Origin of the sequence: Rhizobium sp. BT03 (assembly GCF_030053155.1) — a bacterium.
Classification (GTDB): domain Bacteria; phylum Pseudomonadota; class Alphaproteobacteria; order Rhizobiales; family Rhizobiaceae; genus Rhizobium.
Genome location: NZ_CP125644.1, coordinates 227139 through 242579 on the forward strand (window position 1 = coordinate 227139; position 15441 = coordinate 242579).

Below are 15441 nucleotides of genomic sequence, written 5' to 3' on the forward strand. Positions count from 1 at the left end.
GTGTCCTCAGCTCGGGATTACTTGGCAAGCAGCTTGTCGAAGAGCGCCTGGTCATAGTCCGAGTAGATGTAGCCGTCGGCCGGGAACTTGTCGGCGCGGGCGAGGTAGCTGCCGATGGTGCTGTCGTCGATGACGGGCAGCGGCACCTTGACGAAGGAAGGCACGTCCTTGCCTTGCAGTGCCTGTACGGCGGTATAGACGGAAAGCGCGCCGAGCCAGTTGGGCTGCATGGTCGCCCAGCCCTTCAGGCCCTTCTCCTTCCAGAGTTCCAGGAACTGCCTGGCGTTTTCGCCTGTCGTCGGCACCTGGTCGCGACCCTGGCGCTCGAAGGCGAGGACGGAGCCGGCCGACAGCGCGCCGCCGAGCGACAGCACGCCGTCGATTTCGGGATCGGCGAAGAGCAGGCTGGTCATCGCTTCCTGTGCCGGCGCGACGTTATATTCCGTGTTCGTCTCGGTGATCACCTGGAGGCCCGGATTGGCATCGAGGACCGGCTGGGCGCCCTTGCGGCGATCATCGCTGACCGAAATGCCGGCCGGGCCGTTCATGATGATGATCTTGCCCTTGCCACCGAGCTGGCTGACCATCCACTTGGCCGCGGTCGCACCCCATTCGTTGGAATCGGTATTGATCTTCGCCGTCACCTTGTCGGTGTTCACAAGACTGTCGAAATTGACGACGGCGATGCCCTTGTCGCAGGCATCCGAGATGACGCGGTCGAGCGCGTTGGAGGAGCCGGCAATGACGACGATGGCGTCGACATTGGCGTCGATCATCGACTGGATATGCTGGATCTGCGTCTGAGCATTGCCCTGCGCATCGGTAATCATCAGGTCCTTGACGAGGCCGGCTTTCTTCAGCTCCTCCACTTCGGCCGTGATGGTGCCTTCGGTCTGCTTCATCCAGGTCGGCACCGAATAGATGTTCGCCCAGCCGATCGTGTAGGGCGCCTTCCTGTCTCCCTTGATGCAATTGGCGGCGGCCGAGGCCGTGCCCGTGGAAAAGACGAGGAGGGCGGCGGCGGCGGCAGCGCCGGCGAGAAGGCTGCGACGCAGTGAAGCGGAAATGCTGTTTTCAGAATTCTTCATGTCGATCCCCTTTTTTGTGCGGCAGCCTTGACGGCTTGCCATCTATGTCCAATATATTGTACATATGATCCTTATACCGGACGAGGCGATCTTATGCCGATTTTTCTACCTCGCAAGAGGGGTGAAAAAAATTTTCGTCCGCTGTGAAATCACGGAGGTCGGTTGACAGATGCGGCGGAGGATTTGAAAAGCTTGGCCGAACAGAAATTGGGATCGACAGCAATGGATGCAGTTCAGGACGAAGCAGCCGGCAAACGCGCCCGCGGGCTCGACCGCGCCTTCGAGATCCTCGATTTCCTGCGCCAGAAACGGCAGGCGCTGAAGCCGAACGAAATCGCAGCGCAGATCGGCGCGCCGCGCTCCTCGGTCTACGAGCTGGTCAACCTGCTGCTGAGCAACGGCATTTTGGAATTCACCGGCGGCGAGGGGCGAGTCTATCTCGGCCGCAAACTCTATTTCCTCGGCGCCGCCTATGAAAATCATTTCGATTTCACCCGCGAATGCGAGGCGACGCTGGAACGGCTTGCCGACGAGACGCGGGAGACGGCGCAGTTCTGCATGCTGGATGGCAACCGATATACGGTCGTGCGCATGCGCGAAGGCGCGCGGCCGTTCCGCATTTCGACCGATGTCGGCCAGTCGGTGCCGATCCCGTGGACGGCGTCGGGCCGCCTGCTCGTCGCGCATCTGTCGGATCAGGACATCCTGAATTTCATTCCGCCGCAGGATTTCCGCCTGCCGGGCGGCGAATGGCTCGAGCCGCAAACCTTCATCGCCGAGGTGCGCCAGGCCGAGCGTGAAGGTCTCTTCACCTTCAACAGCATCGTCGACAGCTTCACCCATTGTTTTGCCGTGCCGGTGCGCGGCGAGGAAGGGCATGCTGCCGCAACGCTCTGTCTCGTCACGCCCCGCGACGACGGCATCGCCAACCGGGACCGCTACCTCGACTGCCTGAAGAAGGCGGCCGCCGGCCTGGAGCATGCCCCGGCCCGGCCAAGACGGGGCTGACGCCCCGGGTAGAAACGCAGGCATCGATCCGGCGGCACGGACGTCGTGCCTGAACCGGTCATCCCTCGCATGCTCCCTTAAATCGTGTCACGCTCGCCCGCCTTTCCACGGGCTTGCCGGATGCCTGCGCATCCGCCGGCCCGATCAAAGACATCAACGATCAGCGCAAGACCAACTGCCTGCCGGTTGGCGCCCCCCATCGTTGATTTCCAATTTTCTCCCGATCTCGAAAATCTATTCACTCTTCTCCCGAAACTATGAAATTAAGTTTCTCTATAAAATCTATGGAGAACATATCCTGACGGCTCGATAGACGAATTTATACCTGCCCTCGCAGAGGAGCGGGGCTGTTGAGGCAAACGGAGAGGACGCCAGATGACACGGAAAATCAGGCTTGGAGCATTTCTTCCCGGTGGCGGACAGCATGTCGCCTCATGGCGCCATCCCGACCAGCCGGCCGACGGCGCCACCAGTTTCGAGTTTCACAAGCAGCTTGCGCTGACGGCCGAGCGCGGCCTCTTCGACGCCTATTTCCTGGCCGACGGACTGGCTGTCGGTTTTGGCGGCGCACGCGAAGGCGGCAATGCCCGCGTCGCCGGCTTCGAGCCCGTCACATTGTTCTCGGCACTCGCGCCTCTGACCACCCATCTCGGTTTTATCGCCACCTCCTCGACCACTTATGAGGAGCCTTATACGACCGCCCGCAAGTTCGCTTCGCTGGATCTGATCTCGGAGGGCCGCGCCGGCTGGAATGTCGTCACAACCACCGGCGACCTCACGGCGCAGAACTTCAATCGCGACACGCAGCTTCCGCATGCCGATCGCTATCGCCGCGCCGCCGAGCATGTCGAGGTCGTGCGCAAACTCTGGGAGAGCTTCGAGGACGACGCGTTCATCCGCGACAAGGAGACCGGCGTGTTCTTCGATCCGGCGAAGCTGCACGATACCGACCATCGCGGCGAGCATTTCAGCGTGCGCGGCCCGCTCAACGTCTCACGCTCGCCGCAGGGGCATCCCGTTATCGTGCAGGCCGGGCAGTCCGATGACGGGCGCGGGCTTGCCGCCGCGACGGCCGAAGTCATCTTCACCGCCCATCAGCACATCGAAACCGCCCAGGAGTTCTACCGGGATATCAAGGCACGCGCCCGCGGCCTCGGCCGCAATCCCGATCACATCCTGGTCATGCCCGGCGTCTCCGCCTTCGTCGGCAGGACCGAAGCCGAGGCGCGGGAGAAATACGACCGCCTGACTTCGCTCATCGTCGAAGAGGACGGCATCGGCCTGCTCAACGGCCTGACCGGCGGCACGCTCGACCTGCACGGCTACGACCTCGACGGTCCTCTGCCGCCGGCGCCGCCGACGGAGGGCATGAAGAGCCGCCAGGCCCTCATCCGCCAGATCGCCGACGAGAACAACTTCACCATCCGCCAGCTCTATCAGTGGATCGCATCGGCGCGCGGCCATTACACCATCGTCGGCACGGCCGAGCAGATCGCCGATACGCTGCAGACATGGTTCGAGAACGAAGCGGCCGACGGCTTCAACATTCTGCCGCCCTGGTTGCCGACGGCGCTCGACGACTTCGTCGATCTGGTCATCCCGGAACTGCAGCGCCGCGGTCTGTTCCGCACCGCTTATGAAGGCAAGACGCTCCGGGAGAACCTCGGCCTGCCTTTCCCCGCCAATCGATGGGCTGCCGGACATGCAGCTCTCCAGGCAGCAGAGTGAGGAGCGACCCATGGCCTATGAAATCAACCAGACTCTCCCGAGAAGCTTCGGCCGCCTGAAAAGCGGCGAAAGAAGCACGATTTCGATCGTCGCATTTTATCTGCGCGGCGCGCTCGCATCGCTTTTGCCGCGTTACGGCCTGCTCCTCGCCTTCCTCGCGCTCTGGCAGGTGTCGAGCACCAGGGGCTGGGTCAATCCCGCCGTCTTCCCGCCCTTGAACATGATCCTCTCGGCTCTGTGGACCAATCTTGCCAATGGCGCGCTGCTCGATGACATCGCCATCAGCTTGCAGCGATCGGGGACCGCCTTCGCCTTTGCAGTCGTGATCGGCATTCCGCTCGGTCTGTTCATGGGCCAATTTCGTGCAGTGGAGCAGGCGCTCGATCCCATCCTGCAGCTCTTCCGCCAGACCTCGGCGCTGGCGCTCTATCCGGTCTTCATCCTGCTGCTCGGCCTCGGCGAAACGTCGAAGATCTTCGTGATCTTCTGGGCGACGCTGTTTCCGGTGCTGCTCGCCACGATCGGCGGCGTCAAGGAGGTAGACAAGAAGCTCATCGAGATGGCGCGGACCTATGGCGCCGGATCGCTGACCGTCTTCCGCCGCATCATCCTGCCGGCCTCCGTCCCCGCGATCTTCGTCGGTCTGCGCCTCTCGGCGACGACGGCGCTTCTCCTGCTGATCGCCGCCGAGATGATCGGCGCCAACAAGGGCATCGGCTTCCAGGTGATGAACGCCCAGTACAATTTCCAGATCCCGCTGATGTTTGCCGCGATCCTGCTGCTCGCCTTTCTCGGCCTTGCCGCCAATGCCTTGCTGGTTCTGCTGCAGCGCCGCCTCTGCCGCTGGTCTCAGCCGAACGCCTGACCGCTTTCTCCGATTTCCTCTTCCGAAAGGACACGTCATGACTTTCCATCCCCGCAACCTTCTCCTGCCGGCCGTGATCGCGCTCGGTCTCGCCACGCCGGCAGCCGCCACCGATACCGTCAAGCTGCGCTATCTCGCGAGCCAGGGCGGCCTTGCCGCCCATGAACTCGCCGATGCGCTCGGCTATTTCAAAGACACCGGCATCACGTTTGAAAATGTCGGCTATGCCCAGGGCGGCCCGGCCTCTCTCATCGCGCTCGCATCCGGTGACGTCGAGATCGGCAGCGCCGCCACGTCAGCTGTTTTGAACTCGATCATCGGCGGCAACGACTTCGTCGCCGCCTATCCGTCGAACGGCATCAATGACGAGGTGCAGTCGACCTTCTACGTGCTGGAAGACAGCCCGATCAAATCAATCAAGGACATTGCCGGCAAGAGCATCGCCGTCAACACGCTCGGCGCCCATCTCGACTATACCATTCGCGAGGCCCTGCACTCCGTCGGCCTGCCGAGCGACTCCGCCAATCAGGTCGTCGTTCCCGGGCCGCAGCTCGAACAGGTGCTGCGCTCCAAGCAGGTCGATATTGCCGCCTTCGGCTATTGGCAGACGACCTTCGAGGGCGCGGCGCTGAAGAACGGCGGCCTGCGTGCGGTGTTCGACGATACCGACGTGCTCGGCGACATCGCCGGCGGCTTCGTGGTCCTGCGCCGCGATTTCATTCAACAGCATCCCGAAGCCTCGAAGATCTTCGTCGAGCAGTCGGCCCGCGCCCTCGACTATGCCCGCGAACATCCCGAGGAAACCAAGCAGATCCTGGCAAAGGCCTTGGCCGAACGCGGCGAGAACCCCGATATCGCGCAATATTTCCGCGGCTACGGCGTGCGCGCCGGCGGTCTGCCTGTTGAACGCGACATCCAGTTCTGGATCGACGTCCTGGTTCGCGAAGGCAAACTGAAGCAGGGCCAGCTGGCGGCGAAGGACATCATCTTCGCGGCCGATGCCAAGCCGGCAAGCAACTGAGGAATTGTGATGAGCCTCGCCCAGGACATTCGCCGCGGAGAGGTGACGATCCGTCACCTCTCCAAATCCTACAGACTGAACGGCAGTCATCTGCAGGTTCTGAAAGATATCAACCTCCACATCTGCTCCGGCGAAAGCCTCGCGATCGTCGGCGCCAGCGGTTCGGGCAAGACGACCCTGCTCAGGGTTCTCGCCGGCCTCGAAGAGTCCGATACCGGTGAGGTGCTCGTCGACGGCAAGGCGATCCGCGGCGTCGGTGCGGAACGTGCCGTCATCTTCCAGGAGCCGCGCCTTCTTCCCTGGCTTGACGTCCTCGGCAACGTCGCCTTCGGGCTGGAAACGAGAGGTCTGACCCGCGAGCAGGCGAGGGCGCGTGCGCGTCACTACGTCAAGCTCGTCGGCCTGCAGCAATTCGAGGCGGCCTATCCCCGGCAGCTCTCAGGCGGCATGGCGCAGCGCGTCGGCATCGCCCGGGCGCTTGCCGTCCAGCCCGAGATCCTGCTGCTCGACGAACCCCTCGGCGCGCTCGATGCAATGACCAAGATCGGCATGCAGCAGGAGCTTGCGCGGATCTGGCGCGACGAGGACGTGACGACCATTCTCGTCACCCACGATCTCGAAGAGGCGATTTATCTCGCTGACCGGATCCTGATCCTGCCGCGGGAAAAGGGAGCCGAACCGCGCCTGATCGATATCGATCTGCCGCGCCCGCGCGACCGCAGCGCACCGGAATTCGTTCGCCATCGCGAAGAGCTGCTGAACCTGTTCGGGCTGCATTGAAGGCTGCCGCCTTCGCCAAGACTATACGATCCAGGGATCGATGAGTTCGATCCCAAAGCCCTCGAAATCCCTGGTGTTGCGTGTGGCGAGGCTGAGATCGTGAGCAATCGCGGTCGCCGCGATCAGGCCGTCCATCGACGACAGACCGCGGCCGCTTGGCTTTGCGTGGCCCATGAGGTCTCCCCAGGCCAGCGCAACCGGTTCATCCACCGGAATGATGCGGTGCTCGAAGCGTTGGGTCAGGTCCTGGGCAAGCCATTCGGCCAGCGCATCGCGTTTCCGCCCCTTGTCCATCAGGGCAACGCCGCGCCGGATCTCGGCGACCGACACGATGCTGACGAAGGCGCGATCCTCGTCGAGCCTGTCCAGCCACTGCAAGACGCGCGCATCAGGGCTCGGCTTCGTCACCTCGGACAGGACATTGGTGTCCAGCAGAAGCTTCACAGGTCGGGATCACGCGGCTCGTCGCGCTGCCGCTCAAGATCCAGATCGGCGCCGCGCAGCGGCGATTCCATCAGAAACTCGGCAAGCGTCCCCTTGCGCGCGGTCTTGCGCTGCCATTCCTCCGCAGAAACGACGATGACGCTCGGTTTGCCGTTTCGTGTGATTGTCTGCGGCGCGGATTGCGCGCGTTCGATCACCTCGGAAAGCTTCGCCTTTGCACTGGCAACAGTCCAGCTTTCATCGCCTTGCTTTGATAGCCGCATTGCTCAACTCCTGACCAGAATGACTATCGTGACTATACAGTCGGGACCAAGTGGGTGGCAAGGGGCGGTAGTAGATCGAATGATTCAACCTGCAGGGGGCCGACGACGCTCGGCCCCCTGCATTGCGCTAACCGGAGGCGGCCATCAGGCCTTGTTCTTCCCTCCGGCGGTCAGATAAGGCCGCCGATCCAGTTCCGCCGACCGGTAGGAGCTGCGCAGCCGCAGCAGATCCTTGCGGGCGATCAGGCCGCAGAGTTTGCCGGAAGCCGGATCGACGATCGGAATACGCCCATCGCCGGTCGACAGCATCAGGTCGGCGATGAAGGCGACGGTATCATCAGGATGCCCGACGGGAACGGAATCGTCCGCGACGTTTTCGCCGAGCGTCTGGGTGGCCAGCTCCGCCTTCCCCTGCCAGAGCAGGGCATCCGCCCGCGAGACGATGCCCGCCAGCCGGCCTCCCGCATCGACCACCGGATAGATCCGATGCGTCTTCTGCTGCGAGGCGAAGAAATCGCAGGCTTCGCCGACCGTCATGGTAACGGGAAGCGTATCGACCTCGCTGATCATGATTTCCCTTGCCCGGGAAAGCTCGAACGGATCGACGCCGTATTCGCGGGTGATATGCTGCCCGCGCCGCGCGATCTTCTCGGTGAGGATCGAGCGGCGCAACAGCAGCACTGTGACGGCATAGGCGACCACCGTTGCGGCGAGCAGGGGAACGAGTGTGCTGACGTCGCCGGTGATCTCCATCGCGAAGAAGGTGCCGGTGAGCGGCGCGCGCATGGTGCCGCCCATCATCGCCGCCATTCCAAGCAGCGCCCAGAAGCCCGGATCATTGCCCGGCATGACCAGCCCGACCAGCCATCCGAGGGCGCCGCCGAAGATCAGGAGCGGCGCGAGCACGCCGCCCGAGGTGCCCGACGACAGCGCAAACAACCAGATTACAGTCTTGACAAGCAGGATCGACAGGACCGCCGGCGCCAGCAGCCGGTTGTTGAGCAGGCCGTCGATGATGTCGTAGCCGACGCCCATCGCCCTGGGTTCGATCAGGCCGCCGAGGCCGATGACGAGACCGCCGAGCATCGGCCACCACATCCAGTGGATCGGCAGTGCCTCGAACAGGTCTTCGATCCGGTAGAGCAGCGTCGTCAACAGTCCGGATTGCAGCCCCGATAGGATGCCCATCGCCGCACAGGCGAAAATCCCCCACCAAGGCAAATCAACCTGGAAATGGGTCGGGAACAGCGGGCCGACACCGAAGAGCAGCGGGCGCCAGCAGATCGACACACAGGCGGCAACGGCGACGGGAATGAAGCTGCGCGGCTTCCATTCGAACAGCAGCAGTTCGACCGCCAGCATGACCGCGGCGATCGGCGAGCCGAAGATCGCCGTCATGCCTGCGGCGGCACCCGCGACGAGCAGCGTCTTCCGCTCGGCCGCACTCATGTGAAAGAATTGCGCGAACAGCGATCCGATCGCCCCGCCGGTCATGATGATCGGCCCCTCGGCGCCGAACGGGCCGCCGGTGCCGATCGAGATTGCCGATGACAGCGGCTTCAGCACGGCAACCTTCGGCGACATCCGGCTGCCGCCGATCAGAATGGCCTCGATCGCTTCCGGAATGCCGTGGCCGCGGATCTTCTCCGATCCGAAGCGGGCCATCAGGCCGATGACCAGCCCGCCGAGCGGCGGCACCAGCACCACCCACAGCGAACGCGGCACGGCGGCGAGAGAAGCGGGCTTGATGCCGATCTCTCCGAACCAGACGACATTCGTCACAAGCGAGATCAGGCTGACCAGACACCATGCCGCAAAGGCGCCTGACGTGCCGATGATGACGGCCATTCCGACAAGCAGGAGGACCCGCCTGTCTGTGGTGAAATCGCCGGCCTCGCGCCGGGAAAGGCCGCCGGTGAAATCATGCGGCCGGTTGCTGGGTTGATGCTGCGCCATGGAAGCCTCTGCTACGCGGAAATGAGTCTGCTTGAGTGGCGTCATTATATCGTGATACGATATAAATCAATGGACGAAAACACGAAGGCGAAAGTGTCTCGGAAGATGCCTCACTTGACCGGCCGGCGGCCGCCCGACTATTCGGGATGGCAACAGCGCGCGCAGGATCGCCTCCAGCGAACCAAGCGCAGAGGAGAACAAGTGTGAAGAAAACCCCGCCGCCGCTGAGGCAGGAGGATTACGAGGCGCTCGCCGACCTCAGGTTCGCGCTTCGCCAGTTCATGGACTTCAGCGCCTCTGCCGCCCAGTCGGAAGGACTGCCCGTGCAGCAGCATCAGGCGCTGCTGGCGATCAAGGGGCAACGCGGCGGCGAAGCGATGACCATCGGCATGCTGGCCGAGCGGCTGATCATCGCGCCGCATACGGCGACCGAGCTCGTCGGGCGGCTGTCGGATGCCGGACTGGTCGAACGCCATGCCGATCCGGCCGACCGGCGCCGCCAGACGCTGCTCCTGACCGAGAAGGCCGACGAGCTTCTGACGAGGCTGAGCGCGGTCCATCTTTCAGAAATCAGGGTGATGGCGCCGAAACTGATCGAGCTTCTGCTCGAGCTGCAGAAGACGGCGCCGAAAGCGGAATGAACGCGGCCGCGTTGCGGCGGCCCTCACACAGTCTCGGCGACCAGCGGCTGAATGACGGGCTGACCGCGCTGATCGCGCAGCACCTCGACCTCCACGCCATAGGTCCGTGCAATGAGCGACGGTGTGACGATCGATTGCGGATGACCGCTCGCCTTCATCCTTCCCTCGGCGATCACCAGCAGGTTGTCGGCATACTGGCAGGCCAGATTGAGATCGTGCAGCACGACCATCGTCACCCAGCCATTGGCGCGGGTTTCCCGGCGCACCAGGTCGAGCAGCGCGATCTGATGCTTCAGATCGAGCGCGCTGACGGGCTCGTCCAGCAGCATGACTTTCGGCGCGCGCATCAGCACCTGGGCAAACAGCGCCATCTGCCGTTGTCCGCCGCTGAGCGACGCGATGTCGCGGCCGGCAAGATGGGCGATGCCGGCCTGCGACAGCCGCGTCATCGCCATGTCGAGCGTTTCGTCGTCGATATGCAGCGAAAGCCGGCCAAGGCGCCCGAGAACCACCACTTCGAGAACGGTGAGCGCAATATCCGTCGCGGTGTCCTGCGGCATATAGGCGAAGCTCTCGCGCCACGATTTCAGCGCCCGCGCGCCTGTGCGTCCGGCGGAAAGACTGTCCCCGCCGAGCGCGACCCTGCCTTCGGCGAGCGGCAGGTCGCCGAAGAGCGCCCGCAGAAGCGTGGTCTTGCCCGTGCCGTTGGGACCGATGACGGCGTGGATCTTGCCGGCCTCCAGGCAGGTATCGACACCGGACACAATTCTCTGCCCGCCGCGCTCGATGGCGATGTTTTCGAGGCGGATCATGCGCCGTTCCTTTTCGGCGCGAAGATCAACCACAGCAGGAACGGCACACCGACGATGGCGGTGACGATGCCGACGGGAAACAGCGCGCCGGGGATGATCGACTTCGACACGACGGAGGCGGCCGACAGCATCAACGCGCCGCTGACGACGGACATCGGCAGGAAGAAACGCTGATCCTCGCCGACCGTCATGCGGGCGATGTGCGGGGCGACGAGGCCGATGAAGCCGATCACGCCGACGAAACTGGTGGCGGTCGCCGTCATGATCGCAACGATGACGAGGACTTTCATGCGCAAGAACCGAACATTGACGCCGAGGCTTGCAGCCCGCATCTCGCCCGTGCGCAGGGCCGCCAGCTTCCAGGAATCCGCCATCAGCATGGCGCAGCAGACGAATGTTACGGCCGCGGTCAGGCCGAGTGTCGGCCAGGTCGCTTTCGTCAGACTGCCGAACAGCCAGAACAAGATCTGCTGCGACAGCTCCGGCGAGGAGAGGAACTGGATAAGCGACAGAAGCGACTGGAACAGGAAGAGAAGGGCGATGCCGCCGAGAATGATGGTTTCCGTCGTCATGCGGCGCATCGAAGCCAGCGTGAAGAGAAAGAGCGCCGCCAGCATGGAGAAGACGAAAGCGCCGAGCGGCACGGCCACCATCGCATCGAGGCCAAGGCCGCCGAGCGCCAGAACCAGTGCTGCTCCGAACCCGGCCGCAGCCGCCATGCCGAGCGTATAGGGGCTCGCCATCGGATTGTTGAGAAGCGTCTGCATCTGCGCGCCGCCGGCCCCGAGCGCAGCACCGACGGCAAGCGCCATCAGCGCCATGGGCAGGCGCAGGCCGCGAACGATGGAATCGGTCATCGCCGCCCGCTCGCCGAGCCCAGTGAGCGACCGCAGCACTTCCGCCGGCGACAGCAGCGACGGGCCTGTCGCGATATCGAGAACGAGACAGATCGCCGTCAGAGCCACGAAAATCAGAAGGCTGCGCCAGCGCCTGCGTTCACGCAGCCTGTGCGCGCCGATCGCTTCGGCATTGCGGGCGGTGACTGTCATCCAAAAACCCATTTCAACGGAAAACGAGCGCCATGAAACATGGCGCTCGCAGAGCTAGGCCCGTCAGGATCAACCCTTGACGGCGATGGCGAAGGTGCCTTCTGGAACCACCGGCAGATATTTCTTGTAATAGCCGAGATAGTCGGCAACGGGGTCGAGGTCTTTGAACTGCTCGGGATAGAGCTGCTTGGCGATATACTGCACCATCGCAAAATCCGAGATCGTGCGGGACGCGCCCTGATAGACGCCGAAGAGCTGGCCGTTCTTGACGGCTGGCAGTTCGCTCCAGCCCTGGCGGGTTTCGAAGGCCTTCAGCTTTTCGCGGGCTTCGTCGGCCTTCACACCCTGCCCCATCGGCAGGGCGGTCTCGCTCTTGTTGTTCTCACGGCCGGAAATGAAGATGGCGTCGGGCTTGGACGCCAGGACCTGCTCCGGATTGATCGGGCCCCACCATTCGACGAAGGGTGCTGCGATATTGTCGCCGCCGGCAGCGGTGGACATGGCGCCCCACATGTTCTTGCCATAGGTGAAGGAATATTCCGCCGGCCCCTTATTGCCGAATTCGACATAGACCTTCGGCTTCGGCTTGCCCGATGCAGCAACGCGGTCGGCGATGTCCTTCAGCGCACCGGCGTAGAAATCGGCGATCTCCTTGCCGCGTGCGTCCTGGCCGGTCAGCTGCCCGAAAAGCTGGGTCGAAGCGACATGGCGTTCGACCGTCTGGGCGTTATAGTCGACAACCACGACAGGAATGCCTTGCTCTTCCAAACGATGGGCGTCCTGGCCGAGCGCCTGGTACTGCCAGTCGGCAAGGATGACCAGATCGGGATTGAGGCTCAGCACTTTCTCGATGGAAAAGGTCTGCGCTTCCACTTCGCCGACATCGGCGATGTCGCCGAGCGAGGGGCGGTGGGCAAGGTGCATCTTCCAGTTTGCAGGAACCCAGCCTTCCCATGCCTCACGGGAAATGCCGACGACGGCATCATAGGCTTTCTCGCCGCCGACGGCCATGTAGTCTTCGAAATAGAAGCCGAGAACGACGCGCTTGGCCGGAAGATCGACCTTCACCTGGCGGCCGATCACATCGGTGATCGTCTTCTGCTCTGCCATGGCGGAGGGGGCGAAGAAAACAGCGGAAATAGAAACAAACGAGGCAATAAGCCAGCCGGCTCCGGATCTAAAATTCATGACGACCTTCCATCGGTTAAATACGAGGTCGAGTTATAAAAGGTGATCAAATAAATCAAGTTATTTATCGAGCAGGCTTTTCACCTGGAAAACTTAGGTTTCGGCACTGGGAATAACGGCGCGCACCCTCCCCGTCGATGGGTGACAGCGGCGGCTGACGACCGCCGCCTATCGTCTCAGCGCGAAAGCGTCTTGCCGAGGCGATGGATATGAGCTGCCCCGATGCCGCAGCAACCGCCGATGATCGTGGCGCCGGCCTCGACCCAGGAGCAGGCAAAGCGCGAATAGACGTCGTCGTTCAGGTCGTCGCGGGTATCGTGCAGGCCTTCATTGGCGGCCGATTCGCCCTGTTCTCCCTCAAAGGCGTTGGCATAGACGCCGATTTCGATCTGGGCGTCCGCCTTGCGGAACACGCCCGCCGCCGCCTCGACGGCCGCGCGCATGACTTCAGGCTTGCTGCAGTTGAACAGGAAGGCTTCGGCGCCTGACGAAACCGCCCAGGACGCGGCTGCCTCGACGCTTTCGCCGGACCGAAGCCTCGGTTCGCCGCTTTCGATATCCGCCGCGTCATCCGCCAGTGTGAAGGAAATCCAGAACGGCTTGTCCGATGCCGCCACCGCCTGGCGGACAGCCTCGCCTTCGGCGATCAGGCTCAAGGTCTCGCCGAGCCATACATCGACGAAGGGTGCGAGGTTTTCGACCAGCACCTTGAGATAATCCTGCACCCGCGATGGCTGAAAATTCTGCGGCTCGTAGGAACCGAAGATCGGCGGCAGCGAGCCGGCGACCAGCACCTTGCGATCGGTGAGGGCATCGGCCGCCTCGCGCGCCAAGCGGCCGGCAAGGCGGATCAGCGCCGCGCCCTCATTTTCAAACCGCTCCTCGCCGATATGGAAGGGCACCAGCGCATAGCTGTTGGTCGTAATGACCTCAGAGCCGGCGGCGATGAATTCCTTGTGCACCTCGCGGACGATATCCGGCGAGTTGATCAGCGCGAGAGCCGACCATTCCGGCTGCTTCAATTCGGCGCCGAGCCGCAGCAGCTCGCGGCTCATGCCGCCATCTAGAATTCGTGTCGTGCTCATGAAGGGTCTCCATTCGGGCTGTCGCGCCGTCACCGGCGGCGGGCTTTAAAAACAAGGTGGGGAATGTCCGCCCGCCTAACGCCGGACCGGCACTTGCGCTTCGAGACCTCGAAAGATGCGGGCGATGACGGCGGTCAGGGCGAGATAGAAGAGGGTGACGACCAGCAGCGGCTCATAGACGAGCAGCGTGTCCTGGCGAACCTTGTTGGCCACGGCATAGAGATCCATCACCGTCACCGTGAAGGCGAGCGGCGTCGCTTTCAGCTGCATGACGATCTCTCCGGCAATGGTCGGAAGGGCGATACGGATGGCGCGCGGCAGCCAGATGCGCCGGGTCAATTTCCAGGGCGACAGGCCGAAGGCCCGGCCGGCTTCGAGCTCACCCTTGGGAACGGCAAGCAGGGCGCCGCGCAAAACCTCCGCCTCATAGGCGGCATAATTCAGCGTGAAGCTGACGGCGGCAAAGAAGAAGCCCTCGCGCAGGATCGGCCAGAACAGGCTCTGGCGGATGCCGGGGATCATCGGCAGCAGCGAGCCGACGCCGTAATAGAGAAGCCACAGCTGGATCAGCAGCGGCGTGCCGCGGAAGAAGGTGCAGTAGCCGCGGGCAAGCAGCCGCGTCAGCCTGCCGCCACTGACCTGCGCGAAGGCGAGACCGATGGCGAGGATGAAACCGAACACCACGGAGATGACCAGCAGGGACACGGTCTGCCAGGCGCCGGTCAGAAGAAGCGGCCAGTAGGAAGAGATCCAGGTGAAACTCATGGGCGCGGCTTCCTCAGGCAAGACGTGGCTGCCCCCGCCGCACGCGTCCCTCGATCAGTCTGAAGACGACGTTGGAAGCGAGGGTGATGGCGAGGTAGAGAAAGGCGGAAGCCAGGAAAAACACGAAATAATGTTTGGTGCTTGCCCCGGCAAGGCGGGTGGCGAGTGCCAGTTCCTGGTAGCCGACGACCGCGACCAGCGCGCTGTCCTTGGTGATCGACATCCAGAGATTGGCAAGCCCCGGCAGCGCGTTCGGCAAAAGCGCCGGCAGCAGAACGCGGCGGAAGCGCAGCATCGGCCCCATGCCGAAGGCCTTCGCCGCTTCGATCTGGCCGGTGGGGATGGCGAGGATCGCGCCGCGCAGCACCTCGGTCATATAGGCGCCCTGCACGAAGCCGAGCACCGCGACGGCGGCGACGAAGCCGTTCACATTGACCGGCGGCAGGTCGAGTGCCGCCAGCAGCCGGTTGAGGCCGTCGGTGCCGGCATAATAAAGCCCGACGATGAGGATCAGTTCGGGAACGGCGCGGATGAGCGTGGTGTAGAGATCGAGCAGCAGGCGCAGTGCTCGATTGCCGGAAAGTTTTCCGAGCGCGCCGCCCGTGCCGAGCAGCAGGCCGATGGCAAAGGCGCAAGCCGAGATGGCGACCGTGGAGACAGCACCTGCCAGAAGAACGCCGCCCCATCCCGGAGGATAGGGAGACAGCAGATCCAGAATGCCTTGTTGCGCGGTCGCCATTTTTTGCAG

16 protein-coding genes are annotated in these 15441 nt (G+C 63.3%); 6 read left to right on the plus strand and 10 right to left on the minus strand.

Annotation, left to right across the window (positions count from 1 at the left end):
* Positions 1 to 17 precede the first annotated feature (17 nt).
* Positions 18 to 1088, minus strand: coding sequence for an ABC transporter substrate-binding protein (locus QMO80_RS30630; RefSeq protein ID WP_283201315.1), 1071 nt, complete (start codon positions 1086 to 1088; stop codon positions 18 to 20).
* 222 nt (positions 1089 to 1310) lie between these two features.
* On the opposite strand from QMO80_RS30630, the gene QMO80_RS30635 reads away from it, so the two are divergent.
* From QMO80_RS30635 to QMO80_RS30655, 5 genes are all read left to right on the plus strand, one after another.
* The gene (locus QMO80_RS30635) at positions 1311 to 2096 is read left to right on the plus strand and encodes an IclR family transcriptional regulator (RefSeq protein ID WP_040113061.1); all 786 of its coding nucleotides are present in this window, start codon (positions 1311 to 1313) and stop codon (positions 2094 to 2096) included.
* 375 nt (positions 2097 to 2471) lie between these two features.
* A complete protein-coding gene (locus QMO80_RS30640; RefSeq protein ID WP_283201316.1) occupies positions 2472 to 3824 on the plus strand; it encodes an LLM class flavin-dependent oxidoreductase in 1353 nt (450 codons plus the stop codon).
* A 10-nt stretch (positions 3825 to 3834) separates the two neighbouring features.
* The gene (locus QMO80_RS30645) at positions 3835 to 4689 is read left to right on the plus strand and encodes an ABC transporter permease (RefSeq protein WP_283201317.1); all 855 of its coding nucleotides are present in this window, start codon (positions 3835 to 3837) and stop codon (positions 4687 to 4689) included.
* A gap of 37 nt (positions 4690 to 4726) precedes the next feature.
* On the plus strand, positions 4727 to 5710 hold the full coding sequence (locus QMO80_RS30650) for an ABC transporter substrate-binding protein (RefSeq protein WP_283201318.1): 984 nt from the start codon (positions 4727 to 4729) through the stop codon (positions 5708 to 5710).
* Between the two features lie 9 nt (positions 5711 to 5719).
* Entirely contained in the window at positions 5720 to 6490 is a 771-nt protein-coding gene (locus QMO80_RS30655; protein ID WP_283201319.1) for an ABC transporter ATP-binding protein, read from the plus strand.
* 21 nt (positions 6491 to 6511) lie between these two features.
* Here QMO80_RS30655 and QMO80_RS30660 read toward each other — a convergent pair whose 3' ends face one another.
* The 3 genes from QMO80_RS30660 to QMO80_RS30670 form a co-directional block, all read right to left on the minus strand.
* On the minus strand, positions 6512 to 6934 hold the full coding sequence (locus QMO80_RS30660) for a type II toxin-antitoxin system VapC family toxin (RefSeq protein ID WP_283201320.1): 423 nt from the start codon (positions 6932 to 6934) through the stop codon (positions 6512 to 6514).
* The gene (locus QMO80_RS30665) at positions 6931 to 7197 is read right to left on the minus strand and encodes a type II toxin-antitoxin system prevent-host-death family antitoxin (protein WP_283201321.1); all 267 of its coding nucleotides are present in this window, start codon (positions 7195 to 7197) and stop codon (positions 6931 to 6933) included. Before QMO80_RS30665 ends, QMO80_RS30660 begins: the two co-directional genes overlap by 4 nt.
* 144 nt (positions 7198 to 7341) lie before the next feature.
* The gene (locus QMO80_RS30670; RefSeq protein ID WP_283201322.1) at positions 7342 to 9153 is read right to left on the minus strand and encodes a chloride channel protein; all 1812 of its coding nucleotides are present in this window, start codon (positions 9151 to 9153) and stop codon (positions 7342 to 7344) included.
* Between the two features lie 203 nt (positions 9154 to 9356).
* Between QMO80_RS30670 and QMO80_RS30675 the strand changes: the two genes are divergently transcribed.
* Positions 9357 to 9794, plus strand: a complete 438-nt coding sequence (locus QMO80_RS30675; protein ID WP_283201323.1) for a MarR family winged helix-turn-helix transcriptional regulator — start codon at positions 9357 to 9359, stop codon at positions 9792 to 9794.
* Positions 9795 to 9817: 23 nt separating this feature from the next.
* On the opposite strand, the gene QMO80_RS30680 is transcribed toward QMO80_RS30675, so the two are convergent.
* The 6 genes from QMO80_RS30680 to QMO80_RS30705 all read right to left on the minus strand — a co-directional run bounded on the left by QMO80_RS30680 (position 9818) and on the right by QMO80_RS30705 (position 15432).
* Positions 9818 to 10606, minus strand: coding sequence for an ABC transporter ATP-binding protein (locus tag QMO80_RS30680; protein WP_283201324.1), 789 nt, complete (start codon positions 10604 to 10606; stop codon positions 9818 to 9820).
* Positions 10603 to 11655, minus strand: coding sequence for an iron ABC transporter permease (locus QMO80_RS30685; RefSeq protein ID WP_283201325.1), 1053 nt, complete (start codon positions 11653 to 11655; stop codon positions 10603 to 10605). Before QMO80_RS30685 ends, QMO80_RS30680 begins: the two co-directional genes overlap by 4 nt.
* A gap of 69 nt (positions 11656 to 11724) precedes the next feature.
* The gene (locus QMO80_RS30690; protein WP_283201326.1) at positions 11725 to 12843 is read right to left on the minus strand and encodes an ABC transporter substrate-binding protein; all 1119 of its coding nucleotides are present in this window, start codon (positions 12841 to 12843) and stop codon (positions 11725 to 11727) included.
* 176 nt (positions 12844 to 13019) lie between these two features.
* Positions 13020 to 13928, minus strand: coding sequence for a homocysteine S-methyltransferase family protein (locus tag QMO80_RS30695; protein ID WP_283201327.1), 909 nt, complete (start codon positions 13926 to 13928; stop codon positions 13020 to 13022).
* Between the two features lie 75 nt (positions 13929 to 14003).
* The gene (locus QMO80_RS30700; RefSeq protein WP_283201328.1) at positions 14004 to 14693 is read right to left on the minus strand and encodes an ABC transporter permease; all 690 of its coding nucleotides are present in this window, start codon (positions 14691 to 14693) and stop codon (positions 14004 to 14006) included.
* 13 nt (positions 14694 to 14706) lie between these two features.
* Positions 14707 to 15432, minus strand: coding sequence for an ABC transporter permease (locus QMO80_RS30705; protein WP_283201329.1), 726 nt, complete (start codon positions 15430 to 15432; stop codon positions 14707 to 14709).
* Between the last annotated feature and the right edge of the window lie 9 nt (positions 15433 to 15441).